At 46.1% G+C, this 20,909-nt stretch carries 19 protein-coding genes; 13 read left to right on the top strand and 6 right to left on the bottom strand.

All coding sequences use genetic code 11. The features are described from left to right. Positions 1 to 125: 125 nt before the first annotated feature. The 3 genes from nagE to OKS35_RS11780 are packed head-to-tail and all read right to left on the bottom strand — an operon-like array spanning position 126 to position 2,970. Positions 126 to 1,616 carry an N-acetylglucosamine-specific PTS transporter subunit IIBC gene (nagE, locus tag OKS35_RS11790; protein WP_015880354.1) on the bottom strand — a complete coding sequence of 497 codons (1,491 nt, stop codon included), beginning with the start codon at positions 1,614 to 1,616 and terminating at the stop codon, positions 126 to 128. Next, the gene (locus OKS35_RS11785; RefSeq protein ID WP_015880355.1) at positions 1,613 to 2,461 is read right to left on the bottom strand and encodes a PRD domain-containing protein; all 849 of its coding nucleotides are present in this window, start codon (positions 2,459 to 2,461) and stop codon (positions 1,613 to 1,615) included. Before OKS35_RS11785 ends, nagE begins: the two co-directional genes overlap by 4 nt. A gap of 20 nt (positions 2,462 to 2,481) precedes the next feature. Next, complete coding sequence (locus OKS35_RS11780; protein WP_015880356.1) at positions 2,482 to 2,970, bottom strand: PTS glucose transporter subunit IIA; 489 nt, start codon at positions 2,968 to 2,970, stop codon at positions 2,482 to 2,484. A gap of 458 nt (positions 2,971 to 3,428) precedes the next feature. On the opposite strand from OKS35_RS11780, the gene OKS35_RS11775 reads away from it, so the two are divergent. Together OKS35_RS11775 and OKS35_RS11770 are read left to right on the top strand one after the other, a co-directional pair. Beyond that, the gene (locus tag OKS35_RS11775) at positions 3,429 to 5,345 is read left to right on the top strand and encodes an endonuclease MutS2 (protein WP_264093134.1); all 1,917 of its coding nucleotides are present in this window, start codon (positions 3,429 to 3,431) and stop codon (positions 5,343 to 5,345) included. A gap of 63 nt (positions 5,346 to 5,408) precedes the next feature. Beyond that, entirely contained in the window at positions 5,409 to 6,116 is a 708-nt protein-coding gene (locus OKS35_RS11770) for a hypothetical protein (RefSeq protein WP_214685029.1), read from the top strand. A gap of 35 nt (positions 6,117 to 6,151) precedes the next feature. Here the strand turns inward: OKS35_RS11770 and OKS35_RS11765 are convergent, their stop codons facing one another. Then, positions 6,152 to 6,718 carry a hypothetical protein gene (locus tag OKS35_RS11765; protein WP_264093133.1) on the bottom strand — a complete coding sequence of 189 codons (567 nt, stop codon included), beginning with the start codon at positions 6,716 to 6,718 and terminating at the stop codon, positions 6,152 to 6,154. Between the two features lie 143 nt (positions 6,719 to 6,861). Between OKS35_RS11765 and OKS35_RS11760 the strand changes: the two genes are divergently transcribed. The 6 genes from OKS35_RS11760 (at position 6,862) to OKS35_RS11735 (ending at position 13,991) form a co-directional block, all read left to right on the top strand. Beyond that, entirely contained in the window at positions 6,862 to 7,512 is a 651-nt protein-coding gene (locus tag OKS35_RS11760; protein WP_264093132.1) for a response regulator transcription factor, read from the top strand. Continuing rightward, positions 7,509 to 8,777 carry a sensor histidine kinase gene (locus OKS35_RS11755; protein ID WP_214784405.1) on the top strand — a complete coding sequence of 423 codons (1,269 nt, stop codon included), beginning with the start codon at positions 7,509 to 7,511 and terminating at the stop codon, positions 8,775 to 8,777. The genes OKS35_RS11760 and OKS35_RS11755 overlap by 4 nt, the downstream gene beginning before the upstream one ends. Continuing rightward, complete coding sequence (locus tag OKS35_RS11750; protein WP_264093174.1) at positions 8,768 to 9,511, top strand: AAA family ATPase; 744 nt, start codon at positions 8,768 to 8,770, stop codon at positions 9,509 to 9,511. The genes OKS35_RS11755 and OKS35_RS11750 overlap by 10 nt, the downstream gene beginning before the upstream one ends. A 213-nt stretch (positions 9,512 to 9,724) precedes the next feature. After that, the gene (licT, locus tag OKS35_RS11745; protein WP_214784403.1) at positions 9,725 to 10,576 is read left to right on the top strand and encodes a BglG family transcription antiterminator LicT; all 852 of its coding nucleotides are present in this window, start codon (positions 9,725 to 9,727) and stop codon (positions 10,574 to 10,576) included. Between the two features lie 102 nt (positions 10,577 to 10,678). Beyond that, a complete protein-coding gene (locus OKS35_RS11740) occupies positions 10,679 to 12,529 on the top strand; it encodes a beta-glucoside-specific PTS transporter subunit IIABC (protein ID WP_214784400.1) in 1,851 nt (616 codons plus the stop codon). A gap of 16 nt (positions 12,530 to 12,545) precedes the next feature. Then, the gene (locus OKS35_RS11735) at positions 12,546 to 13,991 is read left to right on the top strand and encodes a glycoside hydrolase family 1 protein (protein ID WP_264093130.1); all 1,446 of its coding nucleotides are present in this window, start codon (positions 12,546 to 12,548) and stop codon (positions 13,989 to 13,991) included. A gap of 111 nt (positions 13,992 to 14,102) precedes the next feature. Here OKS35_RS11735 and OKS35_RS11730 read toward each other — a convergent pair whose 3' ends face one another. Beyond that, positions 14,103 to 14,540, bottom strand: a complete 438-nt coding sequence (locus tag OKS35_RS11730) for a hypothetical protein (RefSeq protein WP_047795794.1) — start codon at positions 14,538 to 14,540, stop codon at positions 14,103 to 14,105. A 187-nt stretch (positions 14,541 to 14,727) separates the two neighbouring features. Next, complete coding sequence (locus OKS35_RS11725; protein ID WP_264093129.1) at positions 14,728 to 16,515, bottom strand: type I phosphomannose isomerase catalytic subunit; 1,788 nt, start codon at positions 16,513 to 16,515, stop codon at positions 14,728 to 14,730. Positions 16,516 to 16,649: 134 nt separating this feature from the next. Between OKS35_RS11725 and OKS35_RS11720 the strand changes: the two genes are divergently transcribed. The 5 genes from OKS35_RS11720 (at position 16,650) to OKS35_RS11700 (ending at position 20,897) form a co-directional block, all read left to right on the top strand. Continuing rightward, a complete protein-coding gene (locus OKS35_RS11720; RefSeq protein ID WP_015880368.1) occupies positions 16,650 to 16,946 on the top strand; it encodes a PTS sugar transporter subunit IIB in 297 nt (98 codons plus the stop codon). Positions 16,947 to 16,951: 5 nt separating this feature from the next. Then, positions 16,952 to 17,296 carry a PTS lactose/cellobiose transporter subunit IIA gene (locus OKS35_RS11715; RefSeq protein ID WP_041917964.1) on the top strand — a complete coding sequence of 115 codons (345 nt, stop codon included), beginning with the start codon at positions 16,952 to 16,954 and terminating at the stop codon, positions 17,294 to 17,296. Positions 17,297 to 17,319: 23 nt separating this feature from the next. Continuing rightward, positions 17,320 to 18,627, top strand: coding sequence for a PTS cellobiose transporter subunit IIC (gene celB / locus OKS35_RS11710; protein ID WP_264093173.1), 1,308 nt, complete (start codon positions 17,320 to 17,322; stop codon positions 18,625 to 18,627). Between the two features lie 37 nt (positions 18,628 to 18,664). Further along, positions 18,665 to 20,089, top strand: coding sequence for a glycoside hydrolase family 1 protein (locus tag OKS35_RS11705; protein WP_413815724.1), 1,425 nt, complete (start codon positions 18,665 to 18,667; stop codon positions 20,087 to 20,089). A 79-nt stretch (positions 20,090 to 20,168) separates the two neighbouring features. Then, positions 20,169 to 20,897, top strand: coding sequence for a GntR family transcriptional regulator (locus OKS35_RS11700; protein ID WP_264093128.1), 729 nt, complete (start codon positions 20,169 to 20,171; stop codon positions 20,895 to 20,897). Positions 20,898 to 20,909 lie beyond the last annotated feature (12 nt).

Here is a 20,909-nt window from a genome sequence, read left to right as displayed (position 1 = left end):
TTAAGGTTTTCATGTGGCTCACACAGTACATCTTACCGTGGATCTTCCTCTACTATTTCATTCAATTTTATAAACAATATACAGCCAAACAAGAAAAGCCACCTGAATGAGGTGGCTTTCGACGTTTATCCGGCGCGGTGGCTACGGATTTTTTCAATCTCATCGAGGACGAACTGAACGTTTGTGCCGACAATGACTTGAATATGGTTTGGACTGACGACTTTGATTCCCGGAATACCGGCTTTTTTGATTTGATCTTGGTTGACCGTATCCATGTCTTTGACATCGACGCGTAGGCGTGTGATGCACGACTCGATGCCTGTGACGTTGCTGTCACCGCCAAGACCGTCATAAATCATATGTGCCATTGCTGAGTATTCGCTACCTGAAGCTGATGCGACCGGAGCGACTTTCGCTTCACCGTCTGCCGTCTCACTTGCAACCGCATCGACGACTTCATCTGGTTCACGGCCTGGCGTCGCCAAGTTGAGCTTCACAATCATAAAGCGGAAGATGACGTAATAAATGACTGCGAACACGAGACCTTGAACGATGAGCATGTACGGTTGGTTCGCAAGCGGCAAGCGTGAGCTCAAGATAAAGTCGACCAAGCCTGCGCTGAATCCAAAGCCAGCTGTCCATTGGAACGTTGCTGCAACGAAGAGCGAAATTCCTGTAAGGACTGCGTGTACAAGGTAAAGAACTGGAGCGAGGAACATGAATGAGAACTCGAGCGGTTCTGTTACACCTGTGAAGAATGAAGCGAATGCCGCTGCGAGAAGAAGTGAAGCGGCTTGTTTTTTCCGTTTCGTTTTCGCTGTGTGGTACATCGCGAGTGCTGCGGCCGGGAGACCGAACATCATGATTGGGAAGTAACCTGCTTGGTACATCCCCGTTACACCTTTTTCACCTTGACCTGACCAGAAGTTTCCGATGTCGTTGATTCCTGCGACGTCGAACCAGAATACAGAGTTGAGGGCGTGGTGAAGGCCGGTTGGAATCAAGAGGCGGTTAAAGAATCCGTAAAGTCCGGCACCGAATGCGCCAAGTTTTGAAATCGATTCACCGAAACCGACGAGACCTGTATAGACGACCGGCCAGATGAAGTAAAGAGCGACCGATACAAGAATCATCGAGAAGGCTGTCATGATTGGTACGAGACGCTTCCCACTAAAGAAGGCGAGAGCATCTGGCAATTTGACTTGACTGAAGCGGTTATACATGGAAGCGGCGACGAGACCGGATAGAATCCCGACAAAAGCATTCCCAATCTTACCGAATGCCGGGTTGACGGCTTCTACGTCGATTCCTTGGAACAATGCTACCGTTCCTGCGGAGAGAAGCGTTGTGACCGTCAAGAAGGCAACGAGTCCACTTAGTGCTGCTGAACCGTCACGGTTCTTAGCCATTCCGAGCGCGACCCCGACTGCGAACAGAATTGGGATGTTATCAATAATAGCGGCCCCTGCCTTAATTAAGAATGCAGCGGCAATGTTTTCAGATCCCCAGCCGACTGGGTCAATCCAATAACCAATCCCCATGAGAATGGCAGCAGCCGGTAGTACGGCGACCGGTAACATGAGGGAACGTCCGAGACGTTGGAAAAAGTTCATCATTGTTGATTTCCTCCTTTTTGATGGTGTTGATCTTGTAGACGTTGGATGTGAAGCGTAATATAACCAAGTTCTGACTCGGGCAAGACGATGCCATAGGTCTCTTCCATTTCTTTTGCGACATCTGATGCACACGCATAGGCAGACGTGAACTTCGTCTGAATCATGCGGAGCATGTCTTCATCAATCGTATGATGATCGTAATGGTTGACCCGATCCATGACGAACCGTAAATGAGTTAATAATCGTTGGTAGGATAAGTCATCTTCTTCAATGGATACATCGAGTCGTCGTGAAATCGATTGAATCATGTCGCGGACAATTGTTGTCTGTTTGACCGTCTTGCGTAAATCACCTCCTTTCACTTTCATCGTATGAATATGAAGCGCGATAAACGCAGCTTCGTCTTTCGGCATTTGGACGTTGAGCTTTTCAGCGATATGCTCAATCGCCCATAGTCCAATCTCATATTCATTCCGATAGAGGATTTTAATCTCGTTCAACAGTTTGTTGCGTAATGAGATGCCATCCATTTCCCGCTCGATGGCGAACGAGATGTGGTCGGTCAAGACAATGTGGATATGTTCGTTGAACGATGTCTCGAGACGTTTTTCCGCATAAGAGATAATGTCCTCGGAAACGGTGAAGTGTTCAACGGGAATCCGGCTCAATAACTGTTGGAACTTGTCATTCTCTGGCATGATGAACAACTTTTCGATTTTATGGGGATTGACGATGTCGTTCTTCGCTTTTTTAAACGCGACGCCAGGGCCAATCGCAATCTTTTCTTCACCCTCGTCTGAGACGATGACCGCATTGTTGTTTAGAATCTTTTTGATTTTAATCATGTGTCCTCCTTATTCCGGAGTCACGCTTCCACTCGGGCGACAATCGTCTTGCCCGGAACAGCTTCCTTCGTGAACGTGAAGGCGTAATGATGGGCAAGTGCGCCACCATTCGTCACGACCATTGGCGTGACCGTGTCCTTACCAGCTTGATGAATTTGCGCCAAGTCTGCTGTGAGTAACAGCTGTCCCGTCTTGACGTGGTCGCCCACATCTACTTGAAGATCAAACGGTCGACCTTCGAGTTCAACGGTATCGAGTCCGACGTGTATCAAAATCTCAGCCCCATCCTCGGTCCGAATACCGATGGCGTGCTTTGTTGGAGCGATTTGTACAATCTCTCCATCAGCCGGTGAGACGACGGCACCGTCTGTTGGTGTGATGGCAATGCCATCGCCCATCATTTTTTCACTAAAGACCGGGTCCGCAACTTGTTCGAGTGGAATGACGTCTCCTTCCATTGGTGAGTGCAGTGTCGGTTTGTGTCGATTCATTAACTTATTCCATAGCATGTCTACTACATCCTTTCTTGAAACAAAACACCGAAAAACAAAACAGGCATGGAGTATAGACGGGTGGCATGCACCGTACGTCTTACCCCATGCCTGATCGAATCAGTCACATGTGATCACTATTCGTTTCTTCACGTTCAACATAACATGTGTTGGTTTGAGACACAAGTCTTTTTTTGAAAGCGTTCTCTAAAATTTTACAAGGGAACGAATCTATTGTATAGTAAGGGCGAATCTAAGTAAGAAAGGTGTTGCATGTTGATGAGTGAGGTTGTATCTGCCTAACGAACTGAAAAATGTCGGATGACACGTCTTTTTGTCATGCCGTCATGTTCCGTTACAGATACCGCCCATCAAAAACTGCCAGACACCCGTCTGTCTTTTTGCGTTGGTCGTCATCGACCGACGCTTTTTTGTTTGCGCGGTATCTCGATTCTATCATTTGAGGAGAGAGAAATATGAACGAACAAACATTTGAAAAATTACAATACAACGAATTGATGATGAAAGTAGAACGCTTCTGCATCAGCGGATTCGGGAGACGATTACTCAGACAGCAACGCCCAACGAGCCACATTACAACGGTGAAGAAGCGCCTGCAAGAAACATCCGAAGCCCGAGCGATTTTAGATGCGACGTCACACGTCCCGTTCATCGGTGTGTCTGACATGGAGACCATTATCGGAAAACTGCAACGAGGCATCCAACTCGAGGCAACAGAACTTGAAGCGGTCGCCGAGTTTTTACGAGGGGCACGCAAACTCAAGCGATTCATGCTCGAGCATGAATTCTTTGCACCGCTTCTTTCGGCTTATGCTGCCGGTATGGGCGAATGGCGAACGTTAGAAGAAGACATCACACAAGCGATTCGAGCCGGACAGGTCGTCGATGAAGCATCGAAAGAGTTGAAGCGGATTCGTAAGCAAGTCAACATTTTAGAAGGACGAATCGAGGAACGATTGACCAAGTTTTTAAAGAGCGCCGCCAATCGCGAGATGATCCAAGACGGATTTGTCACGAAAAAACAGGACCGCTTCACCATTCCAATCAAAGCTTCTTATAAGCATAAAGTGGCAGGGACGATTGTAGATACCTCGAATCGAGGGACGACGGTCTTTATCGAACCGGAAGCAATTGCGAAGTTAAACGCTGAACTTGTCGTCAAGCGTACAGAAGAAGCGGTAGAGGTGTATCAAGTGCTAGCGACGTTGACGGGAGCGGTGACAGAAGTCCTTCCTGACATCGAATCGACGCTCGATGTCATCGCCCAGTACGATATGGTCTTCGCAAAAGGGAAGTACAGTCAGTCGATTGACGGGGTGACACCACACGTCAATGCGAGCGGTCGCATCCGATTGAAGCAAGTACGTCATCCACTTTTAGAAAGCGCTGTGCCACTTGATTTTGCCATCGGTACAGACTATCGTGGCTTGATCATCACCGGACCGAACGCCGGAGGGAAGACGGTCGTCTTGAAAACGATTGGACTCCTTAGTCTCATGACGATGACGGGACTGCATATTCCAGCTCACACCGATACGATCATTTCGACATTCGATGAGGTGTTCGTCGATATCGGAGATAATCAAGACTTGGAATCGGCACTCAGTACGTTCTCTGCACACATGTACAATGTGGCGAATATCATGCAGACCGCTGGAAAACGATCGCTCTTGTTATTCGATGAGATTGGGAGCGGGACGGAACCGAACGAAGGAGCCGCTCTTGCGATTGCCATCTTAGAAGCGGCATATAAACGGGGCGCAATCGTTGTGGCATCGACACATTATGGTGAAATCAAATCCTATTCTGAAGCCCACCCAGATTTCATGAACGCTGCGATGCAGTTTGACCCAGAAACGCTTGAACCAAAATACCGACTGCTCATGGGACAGTCTGGCGATAGCAACGCCCTCTTTATCGCCCGTAAGATGAAGTTACCGGAATCGATTCTGAAACAGGCATCCCGTTACATGAACGAGAAAACGTATGATATGACGAAAGTCGATGATTCTAAAATTGTGCGAGAAGTGGAAATGGTACCACTTGAAGAGGAAGAGCACTTTGAAACAGGTGACCGTGTCCGCTTGTTAGAGACGAATCAAGTCGGTCTTGTCTATTCGTTTGATGCATCGCGTCGACATGTCCGCGTGTTCGTAGATGCGGAATATGTAGAGTTGCCGAGCCGCCGCGTTCGTCTTGAAGCACGTGCAACAGAACTCTATCCGGCTGACTATGATTTAGATACGTTGTTCACGACGTATCAGGAACGTAAGGAAGCTCACGACTTTGCTCGAGGATCGAAAAAAGCGTTACGACGAGTGGAGAAAGAGATTCGGCAAAGGAAGAAACAAGAGCACTCTAAACGTAAATGAATGTAGCATACGGTGAAAGGGTAAGAGCACATAAAGAGAAATCTTAATGTGGGAGGGGCTTATGTGTTCGAGTTAAGTTTTTGGTTTGCACTCGGTTTTGCCGTGATTCACTTTTTTTCAGGAAAACTCATTCACGTGCGTGAAGTGCCGAGAAGCCGTTTTTTATCAGTGGCTGGAGGGATTGCCGTTGCTTATGTATTTCTTCATCTGTTGCCAGAGTTAAATGAATATCAACGCGAACTTGAAGGAGAGATTAGAAATAACGTCTTTGCTTCCCTCGAGAACCATATCTTAATCATCAGTATGTTAGGACTGGCTGTCTTTTATGGGCTCGAACGATTTGCAACGGCCAATAAGCGTAAACAAAAACCGTATGTGTTTTGGATTCACATTGGTTCATTCACGTTATATACGTTTAGCATCGGATATGTGCTCGCAGAAAGTGAATTTCAGTCCAATGGCACGATGTTTCTTTATTTTTTAGCGCTTGGTATACACTTTGTCACGGTCGATCAAGGATTGCGTCAGCACCATCAGCAACTTTATGATCGACAAGGGCGCATCTTCTTAGCGCTTGCTGTACTCATAGGGTGGGCAGTTGGTACCTTTGCGGAAGTGAATGATCTCGGTTTATCGATTGTTGTCGCCTTTTTAGCAGGTGGCGTCATCTTGAACGTCATGAAAGAAGAATTGCCTGCTGAGCGAGAGAGTAGTTTTGGTGCATTTTTGATTGGTTTATTAAGTTATGCGCTGTTATTGCTCGTCATATGAAAAGGGCAACCACCGCGAGTGGCTGCCCTTTTGACTTATAAGCTATTGCTTTGATTTTCTACGTTGCTGTCGCTCTCTGTTGAAGCATCGTCATCTGAAGAAGTTGAGTCGTCATGGTGTGGACCGTGACCATAGTGACCACCTTCACGTCCACCGCGCATACCACGAATATCTTCCAAGTCATCGTAACTTGTCACATCGGCAAACCGTTCTTCGTGGTCCGCAAGGATTTGATCGGCTTCTTCTTGCGTCAAGTTTCCTTCTTCCACAGCGGTTGCGAGTTTTTCTTCATGCGACGTCATGATGGCGTCGATGAACGCTTCAATTGAAATCCCTTTTTCTTCTGCGAGTTCAGGGAGAGATTGCCCGTTTTCGCGAGCCGCATCCACTTCTTCTTGCGTTAAACCGAGCGCTTCGATGAGAGCGGCATGCCCTGCTTCTCGGTCACCGAACATACCAGGCCCTCGTTCACCACGTTCGCATTGTGTGGATGCTGTCGTTGTCGATTCATCAGTCGTCGTGTCATTCGTCGCGGCATATACGCCTGTGCCTGAGACGGCCAATAGACCAGCTAAGGCGATTGCTAGTTTTGTTGATTTCATGTGTATCTCCTCCTTTGTTACTTCAATTGTAGGACTGAACGCTTCGGAAGTTGTGAGGGAGTTGCAAGATTTCTGCAAATTGTCTTTGGGAAACGGTGGGACGTTTGATGGGTACGATATAATGGATGTGGAGGCGATATGAGATGAACGTACTCGTTGTGGAAGATGAACTAAAACTGGCGGACGGCATGTTCCGCTTTTTAACATATTCCGGATTTGAGGTGACCGTGGCGATGACTTTGAGTGAGGCGAAACAACAGTTGCATCAACGGTTTGATGCAGTTTTATTGGATGTTCGACTCCCTGACGGAGAAGGTTGGACCTTGATTCCGACATTAAAAGCGCAACAGCCCGCACCTGCTATTATCCTGACGACGGCTCGTGGTGAGGCGGATGATCGTGTGTTCGGATTGGAACTTGGCGCAGACGATTATTTAGTCAAACCCATCGTTTTAAAAGAGTTGGAGATTCGATTGAAGCGTCTCGTGAAACAGACGGATATGATTCAGTTCGGGGCGCTCACCATCGACGTCAAATCGAGAATGGTACAAGAGAACGGACATCCGCTTCGACTGACGAATAAAGAGTATGAATTGCTACTGTATCTTTGGAAACATGTCGGGGAGGCGTTAGACCGGAACCGTTTGCTCGATGAGGTGTGGGACTACGCATTCGTCGGAGATACACGAACGGTCGACACCCACATTAAACAACTGCGTGACAAATCGCCGACCTTGAAAGAACAGTTGAAGACGGTGCACCGGGTCGGTTATCGATTAGAGGAACTGTCATGAATCGATTAATGAAGAAGTTACTTTGGACGGCCATTCTACCACTTGCAGTGATGGCACTTTTAACATTCGGACTCACGTCATTATTGATTGGACGCTTCGCAGAAGAGGAGACGTACGCACAATTGGAGCGCGAGGCGGCGATTGTGTATGAAGCCATTCAAGAGGGCCGTGGAATCCCAGGGCAACTTGACGTGCTTGTATTTCAAAATGGGCAGCGGATCGAGTTCGAACGAGGCGGACGGATGCATCGCATGATGCCAATCAACCTCGATCCGAATGATTTAGAGATTCAGGACGAAGTGGGTGTAAATGGTACCCGCTTCTTGACGTATCTGAAAGAAGGAGGGGACATTCAAATCGTGACGTATAGTCCCGTTCCGTTTTCAAATCCACAATTCCAGCAAATCTACCTCATCTTAGCGGGTGGGTTTATTCTGGCCCTACTTGTCGCAATCGCTGTCACGTATTGGATGAGTCGTCGGCTCACGCAACCGCTCGTCGAGTTGAAACAAGCGACCGCATCCATTATGGAGGGGCGACACGATATTAGCTTGCCGAGCGTGACGAACGATGAGATTGGGGATTTGACCGTCACCATCGGACAGATGAACACATCACTTCAAGAAAAAGAGGCGCTTCAAAAATCATTTATCTCTGGGGTCACACACGATGTGCGTACACCGCTCGCTATCGTTCGAAACGAGGCGGAACTATTAGAGCTCGGTGTCGTCCATGAAACAGAGATGGCCACAACCGGTAAAAGCATTACCGAGGAAGTGGACCGGATTGACCGACTCGTCAATCAGATGCTCGAATACTCTAAATTGTCCGCAGGTTCGATTCCCCTTGAAATGGAATCGATTCAACTGGATGAATTGGTTCGTCTGTTGACGCCACGCATGTCTGAGTGGTTCCGACAAAAAGACGTGACACTCGACCTCCGACTCGAAACGGTATCAATCCAAGCTGATCGATTGGCGATGGAACGAGTGCTCTCGAATTTCATAAGCAATGCGTATGAGGCGAGCCCTGTCGGGGGAAGAATCACTATCACTCTAACCCCGAAGCGATTAGAAGTGACCGATGAAGGAAACGGGGTTGATCCTTCCATTCAGCATGCGATATGGGATATGTATGTGAAAGGAGATCGCTCCAACGGCCATGGTTTAGGTCTCGCTATCACGAAATTACTTCTTGACGCACAAGGACTTTCTTACGGGGTCGATTCAGATAAGGGGGCGACGTTTTGGATCGGATGGACATGACTTTATTTTTACGAGGGGTACGGTTAGAGAGGGAACGCATTCATTCAACGGGTTATCCGTACTCGTTACCAATCTTTCAGACACTCGATGAACTGACGTTTCATCATCCTGTCACGTTTCTTGTTGGAGAGAACGGGAGTGGGAAATCGACGTTGATTGAAGGGATGGCGGTGGCGGCCGGATTCAATCCGGAAGGCGGAGCGCCGTCCTTCCAATTCGAAACAGAGTCGACACATAGCTCGTTGTATGAGGCGTTGCGTCCGATTCGAGGGCCGTATCGACCAAAGGATGGCTTTTTCTTACGCGCCGAGACGGCATACCAGCTGTCGAGTTATGTGGACGAAATGGCGAAATCAGGTCCTGATCTTGAACGATTTTATGAGTCGTATGGTGGGCGTTCCCTTCATGAACAATCACACGGTGAAGCGTTTCTCTCCCTCATGCTACACCGATTTCGTGGAGATGGTCTCTACATTTTGGATGAGCCAGAGGCCGCATTGTCACCGATGCGCCAACTGACGATGCTCGCGCGCATGCATGAACTCGTACAATCCGGCAGTCAATTCATCATTGCGAGCCACTCCCCCATCTTGATGTCGTATCCAGGTGCGATAATTTTGCAAGTGGAGACGGGGCTTACTCCGACAGCGTTTGATGATCTGGAACATGTCAAGGTCATGCGTGACTATTTGGATGCGCCAGAGCGGATGCAGCGAATCTTGTTTGAAGAGTAAAAAACGGTCACGATGTAAGCGGTTTACTTTTTATGTTGACGTCAAGATTTATAGGGAGTATGCTTATATCGAAAAGAAGAAAATCCACTTTAGGATTGTTACTGGTGATGCAGGCAAAACCTAAATTGACGCCACGACTGTATGTTGGACGTTGGTGTGAATTTAGGTTTTTTTCTTTTTAGTTCAGTCGAATGAGAGTGAGGTGAGGAGACCATGCAGATTTCAAAAGTGTTCAATAATAACGTCGTAGCAATTGATGCGAACGGTCAAGAACAGGTCGTGATGGGGCGCGGGATTGCATTTCAAAAACGGCCAGGCGATCCGATTGACCAGACGCGAATCGAAAAAATCTTTACGCTCGAGAGTAAAGAAAGTTATGAGCGTTTCGTTCACTTTTTAAATGAAATGCCGACGGATGAGATGGAGACGGTGAAACAGATTGTCAGATTAGCCGAAGAGCGATTAAAACAACCTATTCATGATTCGCTCTATGTGACGCTAGCGGACCACCTTCATTTCGCGCTTAGTCGGTATCAGGATGGAATCCAGATTCGTAACCCTCTCGTTTGGGAAGTGAAACGATTTTATGCTCCGGAGTTCGCTGTCGGCAAAGAAGCGGTAAAATTGATCAATGAGCGGCACGAGGTCAACCTGGATGAAGATGAGGCGGTAGCGATTGCCTTACATCTCGTCAATGCGACGATGTCTGGTGTCAAAGGTGAGAACCTGCATCTTGTTACCGAGATGACGAGAGCCACGCAAGCGATTCTGACAATCATTACGTATCATTTTCAAATCGAATTGGACGAAGAGTCATACGCGTATGCACGCTTTTTGACACATTTAAAATATTTTGTGCAGCGCCTTGCATCAGGAGAGAAGGTCAAGTCAACGGGTGACGAAACCTTATTCCTGATGGTGAAGCAGAGATACCCGGAAGCGTTCGAATGCGTTGAAAAAATCGCCGGGTTGATTGCGACGAAATATCATTACGACGTATCGATGGACGAACGGCTGTATATGATGATTCATATCGAAAACTTAATGAAAGAACGTCGATCCTAAGGATGGTTACTGATGACGCAGGCCAAACCTAAATGACTACACCTTTATTTGTGTAGTGATTTAGGTTTTTCTTTTTATCCAAAAACATGAGGAGTGAACAAGATGGACCAATATAAACAACTGGCAGAGACGATTGTGCAGCATGTCGGTGGGAAAGATAACGTCAAAAGTGTCTTTCACTGTGCGACACGACTGCGTTTCAAATTAAAAGATGAATCAAAGGCAAATGCGACTACGCTGAAGGAACAAGATGGCATCATCACGGTCGTTCAAAGTGGAGGACAATTTCAAGTCGTCATCGGGAACAATGTACCATACGTCTACAAAGAGGTTGTTGACGTTGGTGGTTTCCAGACATCTTCGACTGATGATGAAGAAAAATCAGGAGTATTCAACCGATTGATTGATGTGATTGCCGGAATCTTTACGCCGATTCTTGGACCGATGGCAGGTAGTGGTCTGTTAAAAGGGTTGCTCGCCATCCTTGTCGCGTTTGGATTATTGACAGAAGAAATGGGCACATATGTCGTCTTAAATGCTGCGGCGGATGCACTATTTTATTTCCTACCTGTGATCTTAGGACATTCGGCGGCTAAGAAGTTTGGTGGAAACCCGTATATTGGGATGATCATCGGTGGGGCGCTTGTCTATCCATCGATTGTGGCAATTCAAGGAGCAGGTGAGTCTCTAACGTTCCTTAACGTACCTGTCGTCTTAATGAGTTATGCGTCTTCAGTAATCCCGATTATCTTGGCGACATATGTGTCTTCAAAAGTCGAAACATTCTTTAACCGTCATACGCATGAAGCTGTACGAAACTTCACAACACCGATGATGGCGTTGTTACTCGTTGTCCCGTTGACGTTTTTAGCAATTGGACCGGTTGCGACGTATGCGAGTCAAGGTTTAGCGAATGGTTACTCGTTCTTGTATGAGTTGAGCCCAACCATCGCCATCGCGTTCATCGGTGCGTTCTGGCAAGTGCTTGTCATGTTCGGGCTTCACTGGGGGCTTGTGCCAATCATCATCAACAACTTATCGGTTGTTGGTATGGATACGATCGTTGTCGGTGTATTGATGGCAACATTTGGTCAGGTCGGTGCTGTTTTGGCAATCACGTTAAAGGCAAAAAATCCAAAAGTGAAAGGTCTCGGAACCTCTTCTACGATTGCAGGTGTGTTTGGAATTACGGAGCCGGCTATCTATGGCTTGACGCTTCCCCGTAAAAAACCATTTGTGTTTGGGGTTGCGGGTGGAGCGGCTGGTGGTGTCGTAGGAGGTTTGTTCGGTACGGCGGCTTATGCGATGGGAGGCCTCGGAATCTTTAGCATCCCAGTCATGATTCCTCCAACGGGTGTCGATTTAGCCTTTTACGGCGCATTTATTGGAATGGCGGTTGCAACAGTAGTCGCTCTCGTCTTGACGATGGTCTTCCACAAAGAAGAAACGACCGTCGAGTCGACAGAAAAAGTGGTTGTACAATCAATCTCTGAACAAGTCGGCTTTCCTGTATCGGCTCCATTGAAAGGAGAAGTCGTGTCGCTTGAAACGGTTCGTGATGAAGTGTTCTCAAGCGGGGCGATGGGGAAAGGGATTGCGATTATGCCTTCAGAAGGCGCGGTATATGCACCGTTTGACGGAGAAATCGTCACGGTCTATCCATCGAAGCATGCAATCGGTCTTCGATCTGATACAGGTGTGGAAGTATTGATTCACATTGGATTAGATACGGTCAAGCTAAATGGACAGTATTTTGAAACGGTCGTTACGGACGGTCAGAAAGTGACAGAAGGAGAACTGCTCGTCCGATTCGATATAGATGCCATCGCTCGTGAAGGGTATGACACCATCACCCCGATTATCGTAACAAACACCGAACATTATCTCGATGTCTTACCGGTTTACACAGGTGTGGTTGAAGCCAATCATGGCGTATTGCGTGTCATTGTATAACAAAGGAGGAGACAGTATGAAACAAGTATCAAGTGAATTTCTATGGGGCGGGGCTACTGCGGCCAATCAGTTAGAAGGTGGTTATCAAGAAGGTGGTAAAGGACTTTCGATTGCTGACGTGATGCCAGGCGGAAAACAGCGAATGAAGATTATCCATGATCCGACGTTTGATTTTGAATTACATGAAGAGTATTCATACCCGAACCATGAAGGAATCGACTTCTATCATCGTTATAAAGAAGATATTGCCCTCTTTAAGGAAATGGGATTCAAGACGTTCCGCATGTCAATTGCGTGGTCACGAATTTTCCCGAACGGAGATGAAGTGGAACCGAATGAGGAGGGACTCCAATTCTATGATCGTGTGATCGATGAATTAGTCGCCCAAGGCATTGAACCACTCGTGACCATCTCCCACTATGAGATGCCCCTACATCTTGCGAAGCATTATGGGGGATGGCGAGACCGTCGCTTAGTCACATACTTTGAACGATACAGTCGTGTCTTGTTCGAACGTTATAAAGGGAAGGTCAAATACTGGTTGACGTTCAACGAAATCAACGGGGCACAGTTCATGCCGATGCTCAGTCTAGGGATTGCGGTTCGGGAAGAAGAGAATACGTTACAGCTCACCTATCAAGGATTGCATCACCAACTGGTCGCAAGTGCCCTTGCGACAAAGGCGGCCAGAGAGATTGACCCATCGATGCAAATCGGATGTATGCTCATTGCGGCTCCGGTTTATCCGTATAGTTCAAACCCGGATGATGTTTGGTATGCTCACGATGCAGAACGGATGATGAACTTCTTCTGCGGAGACGTCCATGTACGCGGCAAATATCCGAGCTTTGCGAAACGATTCTTCCGAGACAATGGCATTGAACTCGATATGGAAGATGGCGACCTTGATATCCTCAAAGAGAATACTGTCGACTTCTTCTCACTCAGTTACTACATGTCGCGCACTGAAAAGGCTGAAAAAGGTCAGGATGAGGCGGAAGGTAATATTATGAGCGGGGTCAAGAATCCATACTTACAGGCGAGTGACTGGGGATGGGAAATTGATCCGACAGGACTCCGCGTCATCTTGAACAAGTTATATGAGCGTTATGAGCTCCCATTATTCATCGTTGAAAACGGGCTAGGTGCTTATGACAAAATTGAGTCGGACGGAACGATTCATGATGACTATCGCATCGATTACTTACGTGATCACTTGAAAGGGATGATGGATGCAATCGACGATGGAGTCGAAGTGATGGGATACACGAGTTGGGGGTGTATCGATTTAGTGAGTGCCTCGACAGGTGAGTACAGCAAACGGTATGGTTTCATTTACGTGGATCGACATGACGACGGTACCGGTACGTTAGAACGAAAACGGAAAGAGTCGTTCTTCTGGTATCAAGAGGTGATTCGTTCACAAGGTGCGAGCTTATACGAAGAAGAATCAGTCAAATGAAAAAGCGGCCTCGGCCGCTTTTTCATGTTTTCGTGATTTTTCGCAATAAGATGATCGCGAGACTAATGCCCCCAGCAATCAACATATACAAGATAATTTCCATCCAAGTGTTCATTCGTCGTCTCCATCCGCAAAGATTGCGAGCTCCCCTTGTGGCATCGCGACCAACAGATAGGCGTCTCCACCAAGTGGTCTCGCGTCCCCTGCTTGCCAGCACTCAAAGTGTTCTTGATATCCATTGATGAAGAGAAGGGATCCGGATTCAAATTCCAGTTCGAGGTGAGGGTGTTCGTCACCGAGGCGTACTTGATGGATGCGCTCTCTTCTTAAGCGCATGAGCTGTTCGAGTTGTTCACCTTCGTCAAACGTATTTTGCGTCGCATGGACATGCCACGGTCCCTCAATGGAGATCCAAGATTCCAGTCCTTGACGACTGAAATAGAGAAGATGATGGTTCGGACCAGAACCGAAATCGATTCCGACAAAAGAAGAGGCGGTAAAGAGGTGATGCAAAATAGATGTCGCTTGTTCGTGCTCTGTGGTAGACACACCGTCACCTCACTTTAAAGAGTTGTTATCATTATCATTTCACGTTACCACGCTAAAGTAAACGAATCTAACTCAATCTAGAAAAGAAACTGTAGATGATTCGCAAAGTATAATTTTGATTTATTTCACATTTCTGTATACAAAAAAACGGACATTCACGATGAATGTCCGTTTTTTTCAAACCTCATTATGCTTCGACAAAGGCAGCGCCGATCACACCCGCATCTCCTGACAATTGAGTGAGGCAGAGACGCGTTTTTCCACTAGCATGTAGATACATTTTATTCGAGACTGCTTGTTGTAATTCGTTCCAAAATAATGAGGCCGACATCATGACGCCGCCTCCTAATACAATCACATCAGGATCGACGGTATGAATGATGTTAGCTAGTCCGCTAGCCAGTTCCTCGACGAAGTGATGGCGGTACTCGTCATCTGATAATAGCGAAGGGACGTTTGTATATCCTTTTTCGCTTGCGCGACTCATGAGCGCGGTACCACTTGCGAGTGATTCGAGAGAGCCTCGATTCAGTACAGGGTGAACTGGTCCGTTCGAACGGATAATCATATTTCCGATTTCACCGGCACTGCCGTTCGCCCCTCGAATGATTTGATGTTTATAGACATAACCGCCACCGATTCCAGTGCTGACTGTTACATAAAAAACAGCATCGAATCCTTTTCCTGCTCCAAATTTAGCTTCTGCGAGAGCTGCTGCATTCGCATCGTTTTCAAGGGTGACAGAAAAGCCGAGGCGCTGTGTTAAAGGCTCAACGATTTTTTGATTGTGCCAATTCGGGAGGTTTGGAGGCGTTAAAAACATCCCTTGTTTCAAATCGAGTGGACCGGGAGCCACAATTCCAACATGCTGGATATCGAATTCAACATTGAATTGATTAATCGCAGTCTCAATAGATTGTAGTGTCTCTTCGAAAGGAAGTTGAGGCTGCGTGTTAAACGTGAGTTGTTTCAGTACTTCACCTTTGAGTGAAACAGCCGCAATCCGAGTGTTCGTCCCTCCTAAATCAATCCCGATTCGGACAGCTTGTTTTTCATCGGAAGGAACACCAGTCACTAGACAAATCGCTTCTCCCTCAATCAAGAACGACTCATTGGCCGGGAGAAGGAGTGTACCTCCCGTAGGTACTTCCATCTCATCAATGATTAATGTTCCTTGCACGACAGATAGTAACCGGAACGTGTCGGTCGAAATCTTTTCTTTCGCTGTAACATGCCATTTTTCCACGAAGAAGAATGGATTCTTCGTCAAACGTGTTCGAAAGTGATCGAGTTGACGGATTGGTTCACTATAGCCAAGGTGAGGGACGAAAGAAGCGAGAATGCCCTTTTCTACGTGAAGTTCACGTGGACGACCGGTCGTCACATCCAGTCGCTCGTAATCGTATAGACGATAGGTTGTGTCCGAACTTTGTTGAATTTCCAGTACGCATACCCCTTTTGTCAATGCATGGACCGTTCCAGCTGGGACATAGAAAAAATCACCGGCATGAATCGATTTTCGTATCAAGCCGTGTTCCAAATCGCCTGTTTCAAGCGCTTTGTTGAAGTCTTCTGAGGTGGCATAGGAGTGACCGTAAATGAGTGTCGCATTTGCTGGAGCATCGAGAATATACCAACATTCATTTTTTCCATATGATTCGTTTTCGAGTTGTTCCGCTAACGAATCATCAGGATGAACTTGAATAGACAAATCATCGTTCGCATCAATCCATTTAATCAGTAGCGGAAACACGTCCGCTTTAATTTGAAACAACTCTGGATATTGTTGATAGAGTTCACGCAAAGAAAGACCAACGTAGGGTCCGGAAGCAACGGCTGAACTACCTTTTTCTAATGCAGAAGCCGTCCAAGCTTCACCGATCGAAGGGTCATTGAAATCGAAACCAAATTGCTTCAGACGCTCCCCTCCCCAAAGTCGCTGTTGATAGTGTGGTTTTAAAAGAATAGCGCTCATATCCTGTCCTCCTGTTAATTTGATATACACTTATGAATTTAAAAACTAAACAAAGTTTAAATCAAGTATAGACATGAAATAAATCATGTGTATAATAAAACATGTAACCGATTTCAAATAAGGAGTGAGGACACATGAAGAAAATCTTATTAGCGTGTAGTTCAGGGATGTCGACGAGTTTACTCGTAACGAAGATGAAAGATCATGCCACATCAATCGGGGATGAGGCGAAGATTTGGGCAGTCGGTCAAGATCAGGTCGTAACCGAGATGGACGAGGCAGATGTGATTTTGATTGGTCCACAAATGCGTTTCTTGTTGGATAAATTGAAAGCGCAAACATCAACACCGATTGAAGTGATCGATATGATGGCATACGGCACGGCGAATGGAAAAGCTGCATACGAACAAGCGATGAAATTAATGGGGTGAACAACGTGGAACAGGTAGACGAGTTAACCTTGGAGCAAATGGCATTCATGATGATTTTGCACAGTGGCAATGCGAGAAGTACGATTCAGGAAGCGATTCAACTGTATAAAACGAGTTCTTATGAAACGTTCGAAGAAAAGATTGATGAGGCACGTGGACAATTAAAAGAAGCACATCAAACACACTTTTCACAAATCCAAAGAGAAGCGAATGGAGAAAAAACAGACGTCTCTTTATTGCTTCTTCATGCAGAGGACCATTTAATGTCTACGCAAACAATGCTTGATTTGACAGCGGGTTTGGTCGAAATGGTCGAACAAAAGATTGTAAATCCTAATCAAGAAGGGTGAATCATATGTCACAGGACAATAAGATGTTCAACATGATCAGTAAACTGCTCATGCCGATGGCGACCTATTTAAACAACAGTCGCTATTTACAAGTATTGCGAGATGCATTCATGCTCGCTTTCCCGATTACCATGTTTGGGTCAATCATCGTCGTCATTGCAAACCTGCCGTTCCTCGACCGTTTCATGTCCCAGAGTACACTCAGTGTATTTAAAACATCACTCGGAAACGCACCATCTGCAACGATGGGGATTATGTCTATCTTTGTCGTCTTCGGTATCGGGTATTATCTATCGAAAAGTTATCAAGTCGAGGCTGTCTTCGGAGGAGCGATCTCGCTCGTGTCTTTCCTTCTCTTAACGCCTTTCTTGATTGAAGTTGACGGTATGTCAGAGGCAGTCGGGAATGTCCTTCCGTTGGATCGCCTTGGAGCGAAAGGGATGTTCCTTGCGATGATTACCGGATTCCTGTCCGGTGAGATTTATCGATTTGTCGTTCAAAAGAACTGGACGATTAAGATGCCGGATGGAGTACCGCCAGCTGTTGCGAAATCATTCTCAGCACTTGTTCCTGCATTATTAACCTTGACTGTATTTTTAACATTCAACATCATCGTGACGAACTTATTCAATACGAATCTTCATGACGTCATTTTCAACGTCGTTCAGCAACCACTTGTGACATTGGGGAATGGTCTCATTCCAACGTTGATTGCAATCTTCTTCGTTCAGCTATTTTGGTTCTTCGGACTTCACGGTCAGGTCATCGTCAACTCGGTGATGGACCCGATTTGGAACACATTATCTGTGGAGAACTTGACGGCTTATACCTCGACTGGAGATGTTCCGAACATTATCAGTAAACAGTTCATTGAAATTTACACGGTAGGGCTTGGTGGTTCCGGATCTACACTTGCTGTCGTCGTGGCTATCTTGTTGTTCTTGAAATCGAAACAGTTGAAACAAATCGGGAAACTATCCCTCGGACCTGGACTATTCAACGTAAACGAGCCGGTCATCTTCGGACTTCCAATCGTTATGAACCCGCTCATCATGATTCCTTGGATTGTCGCACCGCTCGTGACGGTAACGGTCACATATTTCGCGATGTCGACAGGCTTAGTCCCACCACCAACGGGTGTCGCTGTTCCATGGACTGTCCCAATGTTCTTGAGTGGTATCATGGCGACGAACTCGCTTGCCGGAGGTCTTCTTCAAATCGTGAACTTCTTCATTATTTTGGCGATTTGGTTCCCGTTCTTGAAATTTATCGACCGCATGAACTTGAAAAAAGAGTTAGAAGAATCAACAGATAAACAAGAAGCAGTGTAAACAAATAGAGAAAATAGAAATAAGGGAGAGATAAAAGATGACGAACCCGACACAAACACGAATGAAAGAGCAAAAGACCTATCAATTTCCGACAGACTTTTGGTGGGGAACGGCTTCTTCTGCTACACAGATGGAAGGTGCTGCTTTTGAAGGTGGAAAAGGATTGAACATCTGGGATTACTGGTACATGCAAGAGCCGAATCGCTTTTTCAATGGCGTGAGCGCAACAGAGGCCTCAAACTTCTATCATTTGTATGAAGAAGATATCGCATTGATGAAAAAACTCGGGCATAACACGTTCCGTTTCTCCATTTCATGGTCACGTCTTTTTCCAAAGGGTGTCGGGGAAGTAAATGAAGAGGCAATCACATTTTATAACAATGTCATCAATTGCTTAATCGATCATGGTATCGAACCGTTCATCAATCTGTATCACTTCGATATGCCGATGGCGCTTCAAGAACAAGGTGGTTGGGAATCACGGGAAGTCGTGGAGGCATATGTCACCTTTGCGAAGACATGCTTTGAGTTGTTTGGTGACCGCGTCGAGAAGTGGTTCACGCATAATGAACCGATTGTACCGGTAGAGGGTGGATATTTATATGATTTTCATTATCCAAACGTTGTTGATTTCAAGCGAGCTGTCCAAGTAGCGTACCACTCGATCTTATCGAGTGCGAAGGCAATCGAAGCGTATCGTGACATGGGACAATCTGGGCAAATCGGGATCATCTTAAATCTGACACCCTCATATCCGAGAAGTCAGCACCCAGCTGATTTGAGCGCAGCGCGCATTGCTGATGCGATGTTCAATCGCTCGTTCCTCGATCCATCTGTTTTAGGCACGTTCCCTCAAGAACTAGTAGAAGTGCTGAAGTCTGAAGATGCGATGCCACAGATGGAAACAGGCGATCTTGAACTCATTCGAGAACATACAGTCGACCTGCTTGGCATCAACTATTACCAGCCGCGTCGCGTGAAAGCAAAAGCATCACTGCCGAATCCGGACGCACCATTCTTACCGGAAAACTTATTTGATTTTTATGAGATGCCTGGACGTAAAATGAATCCATATCGTGGATGGGAAATTTACGAAAAAGGAATCTATGATATATTAATCAATCTAAAAGAAAACTATGGTAATATTCCTTGCTTCATTTCAGAGAATGGAATGGGGGTCGAGGGTGAAGAGCGGTATCGTGACGAGAACGGAAGTGTCCAAGACGATTATCGAATTGATTTCATTCGCGAACATCTGAAATGGATGCATCAAGCGATTGAAGAGGGTTCGAACGTGAGAGGCTATCATCTTTGGACGTTCATGGACAATTGGTCATGGAGCAATGCTTATAAAAATCGCTATGGATTTGTAGGCATTGACTTAGATACGCAACAACGTACTGTAAAAAAATCAGGGCACTGGTTTAAACAGTTGATTGACGCTAATGGTTTTACAGAATAATGAAGTAAGCTGACAAAGACTACTCTTTGTCAGCTTTTTTTGATATATTGTACATATATGTCTATACATGAGGTGCTATATGTCTACTAAGAAAAAACCGAAATATGAAACCATTGCTAATGAAATTCGTAAAAGAATTATTGAACACGTTTATCCGCTAGAACATGCATTACCTGATGAAATCCATTTGGCCCAAGAGTTTGGGGTGAGCCGAATGACGATGAAACGTGCGCTTGAGATTCTCGTCATGGAAGGGCTGATTTATCGTAAACGTGGTAAAGGAACATTCATTTTACAGTCGAGCTTCCAAAAAGATCGCATCAACGTGATTAGTAAAGAAACGAGAGGGCTGACTCAAGTAATCGGAGATCGCTCGTTACGAAGTGAGGTCCTCAATTTTGAGGTAAAGTTTCCGTGTCAGGAAGTCGCCAATCATCTCATGATTGAGCTGACAGAACCAGTCTATGAAATACGTCGTGTGCGTTACGTAGACGATGAGCCATATGTCATCGAATTGACGTACATGGTTGCTAACCTCATTACAGGAATCACACGTGAAATTTTGGAAAAATCCGTGTACGCGTATATTCAAGAAGATCTGGGTTATACGATTACAAGCTCGCATAAAGTGATTCGAGCAGATAAACCGGATGAGTACGATCAAGCTTACTTGAAGAATGATATCACTGAACCGATTATCGAAGTCGAGCAAGTGGTTTATTTAAGTAACGGGAAACCGTTCGAGTATTCGTTTGCCCGTCATCGATACGATAAATTTGTGTTTTCATCGGTCAATATTGTGAAGTAAAAGTCGCCGCGA

It is taken from the genome of Exiguobacterium sp. N5 (assembly GCF_025842465.1).
GTDB lineage: Bacteria > Bacillota > Bacilli > Exiguobacteriales > Exiguobacteriaceae > Exiguobacterium > Exiguobacterium profundum.
Note: the sequence above shows the minus strand (reverse complement) of the source record. Positions and strands in the feature narration are given on the sequence as shown.

Coding starts and splice junctions, on each gene's coding strand:
- OKS35_RS11735 (WP_264093130.1), top strand. CDS start 12,546: ATGAAACAAGTATCAAGTGAATTTCTATGGGGCGGGGCTACTGCGGCC.
- OKS35_RS11785 (WP_015880355.1), bottom strand. CDS start 2,461: ATGATTAAAATCAAAAAGATTCTAAACAACAATGCGGTCATCGTCTCA.
- OKS35_RS11720 (WP_015880368.1), top strand. CDS start 16,650: ATGAAGAAAATCTTATTAGCGTGTAGTTCAGGGATGTCGACGAGTTTA.
- OKS35_RS11705 (WP_413815724.1), top strand. CDS start 18,665: ATGACGAACCCGACACAAACACGAATGAAAGAGCAAAAGACCTATCAA.
- licT (WP_214784403.1), top strand. CDS start 9,725: ATGCAGATTTCAAAAGTGTTCAATAATAACGTCGTAGCAATTGATGCG.
- OKS35_RS11755 (WP_214784405.1), top strand. CDS start 7,509: ATGAATCGATTAATGAAGAAGTTACTTTGGACGGCCATTCTACCACTT.
- OKS35_RS11740 (WP_214784400.1), top strand. CDS start 10,679: ATGGACCAATATAAACAACTGGCAGAGACGATTGTGCAGCATGTCGGT.
- OKS35_RS11760 (WP_264093132.1), top strand. CDS start 6,862: ATGAACGTACTCGTTGTGGAAGATGAACTAAAACTGGCGGACGGCATG.
- OKS35_RS11775 (WP_264093134.1), top strand. CDS start 3,429: ATGAACGAACAAACATTTGAAAAATTACAATACAACGAATTGATGATG.
- OKS35_RS11700 (WP_264093128.1), top strand. CDS start 20,169: ATGTCTACTAAGAAAAAACCGAAATATGAAACCATTGCTAATGAAATT.
- OKS35_RS11780 (WP_015880356.1), bottom strand. CDS start 2,970: ATGCTATGGAATAAGTTAATGAATCGACACAAACCGACACTGCACTCA.
- OKS35_RS11750 (WP_264093174.1), top strand. CDS start 8,768: ATGGACATGACTTTATTTTTACGAGGGGTACGGTTAGAGAGGGAACGC.
- OKS35_RS11725 (WP_264093129.1), bottom strand. CDS start 16,515: ATGAGCGCTATTCTTTTAAAACCACACTATCAACAGCGACTTTGGGGA.
- OKS35_RS11765 (WP_264093133.1), bottom strand. CDS start 6,718: ATGAAATCAACAAAACTAGCAATCGCCTTAGCTGGTCTATTGGCCGTC.
- nagE (WP_015880354.1), bottom strand. CDS start 1,616: ATGATGAACTTTTTCCAACGTCTCGGACGTTCCCTCATGTTACCGGTC.
- celB (WP_264093173.1), top strand. CDS start 17,320: ATGTTCAACATGATCAGTAAACTGCTCATGCCGATGGCGACCTATTTA.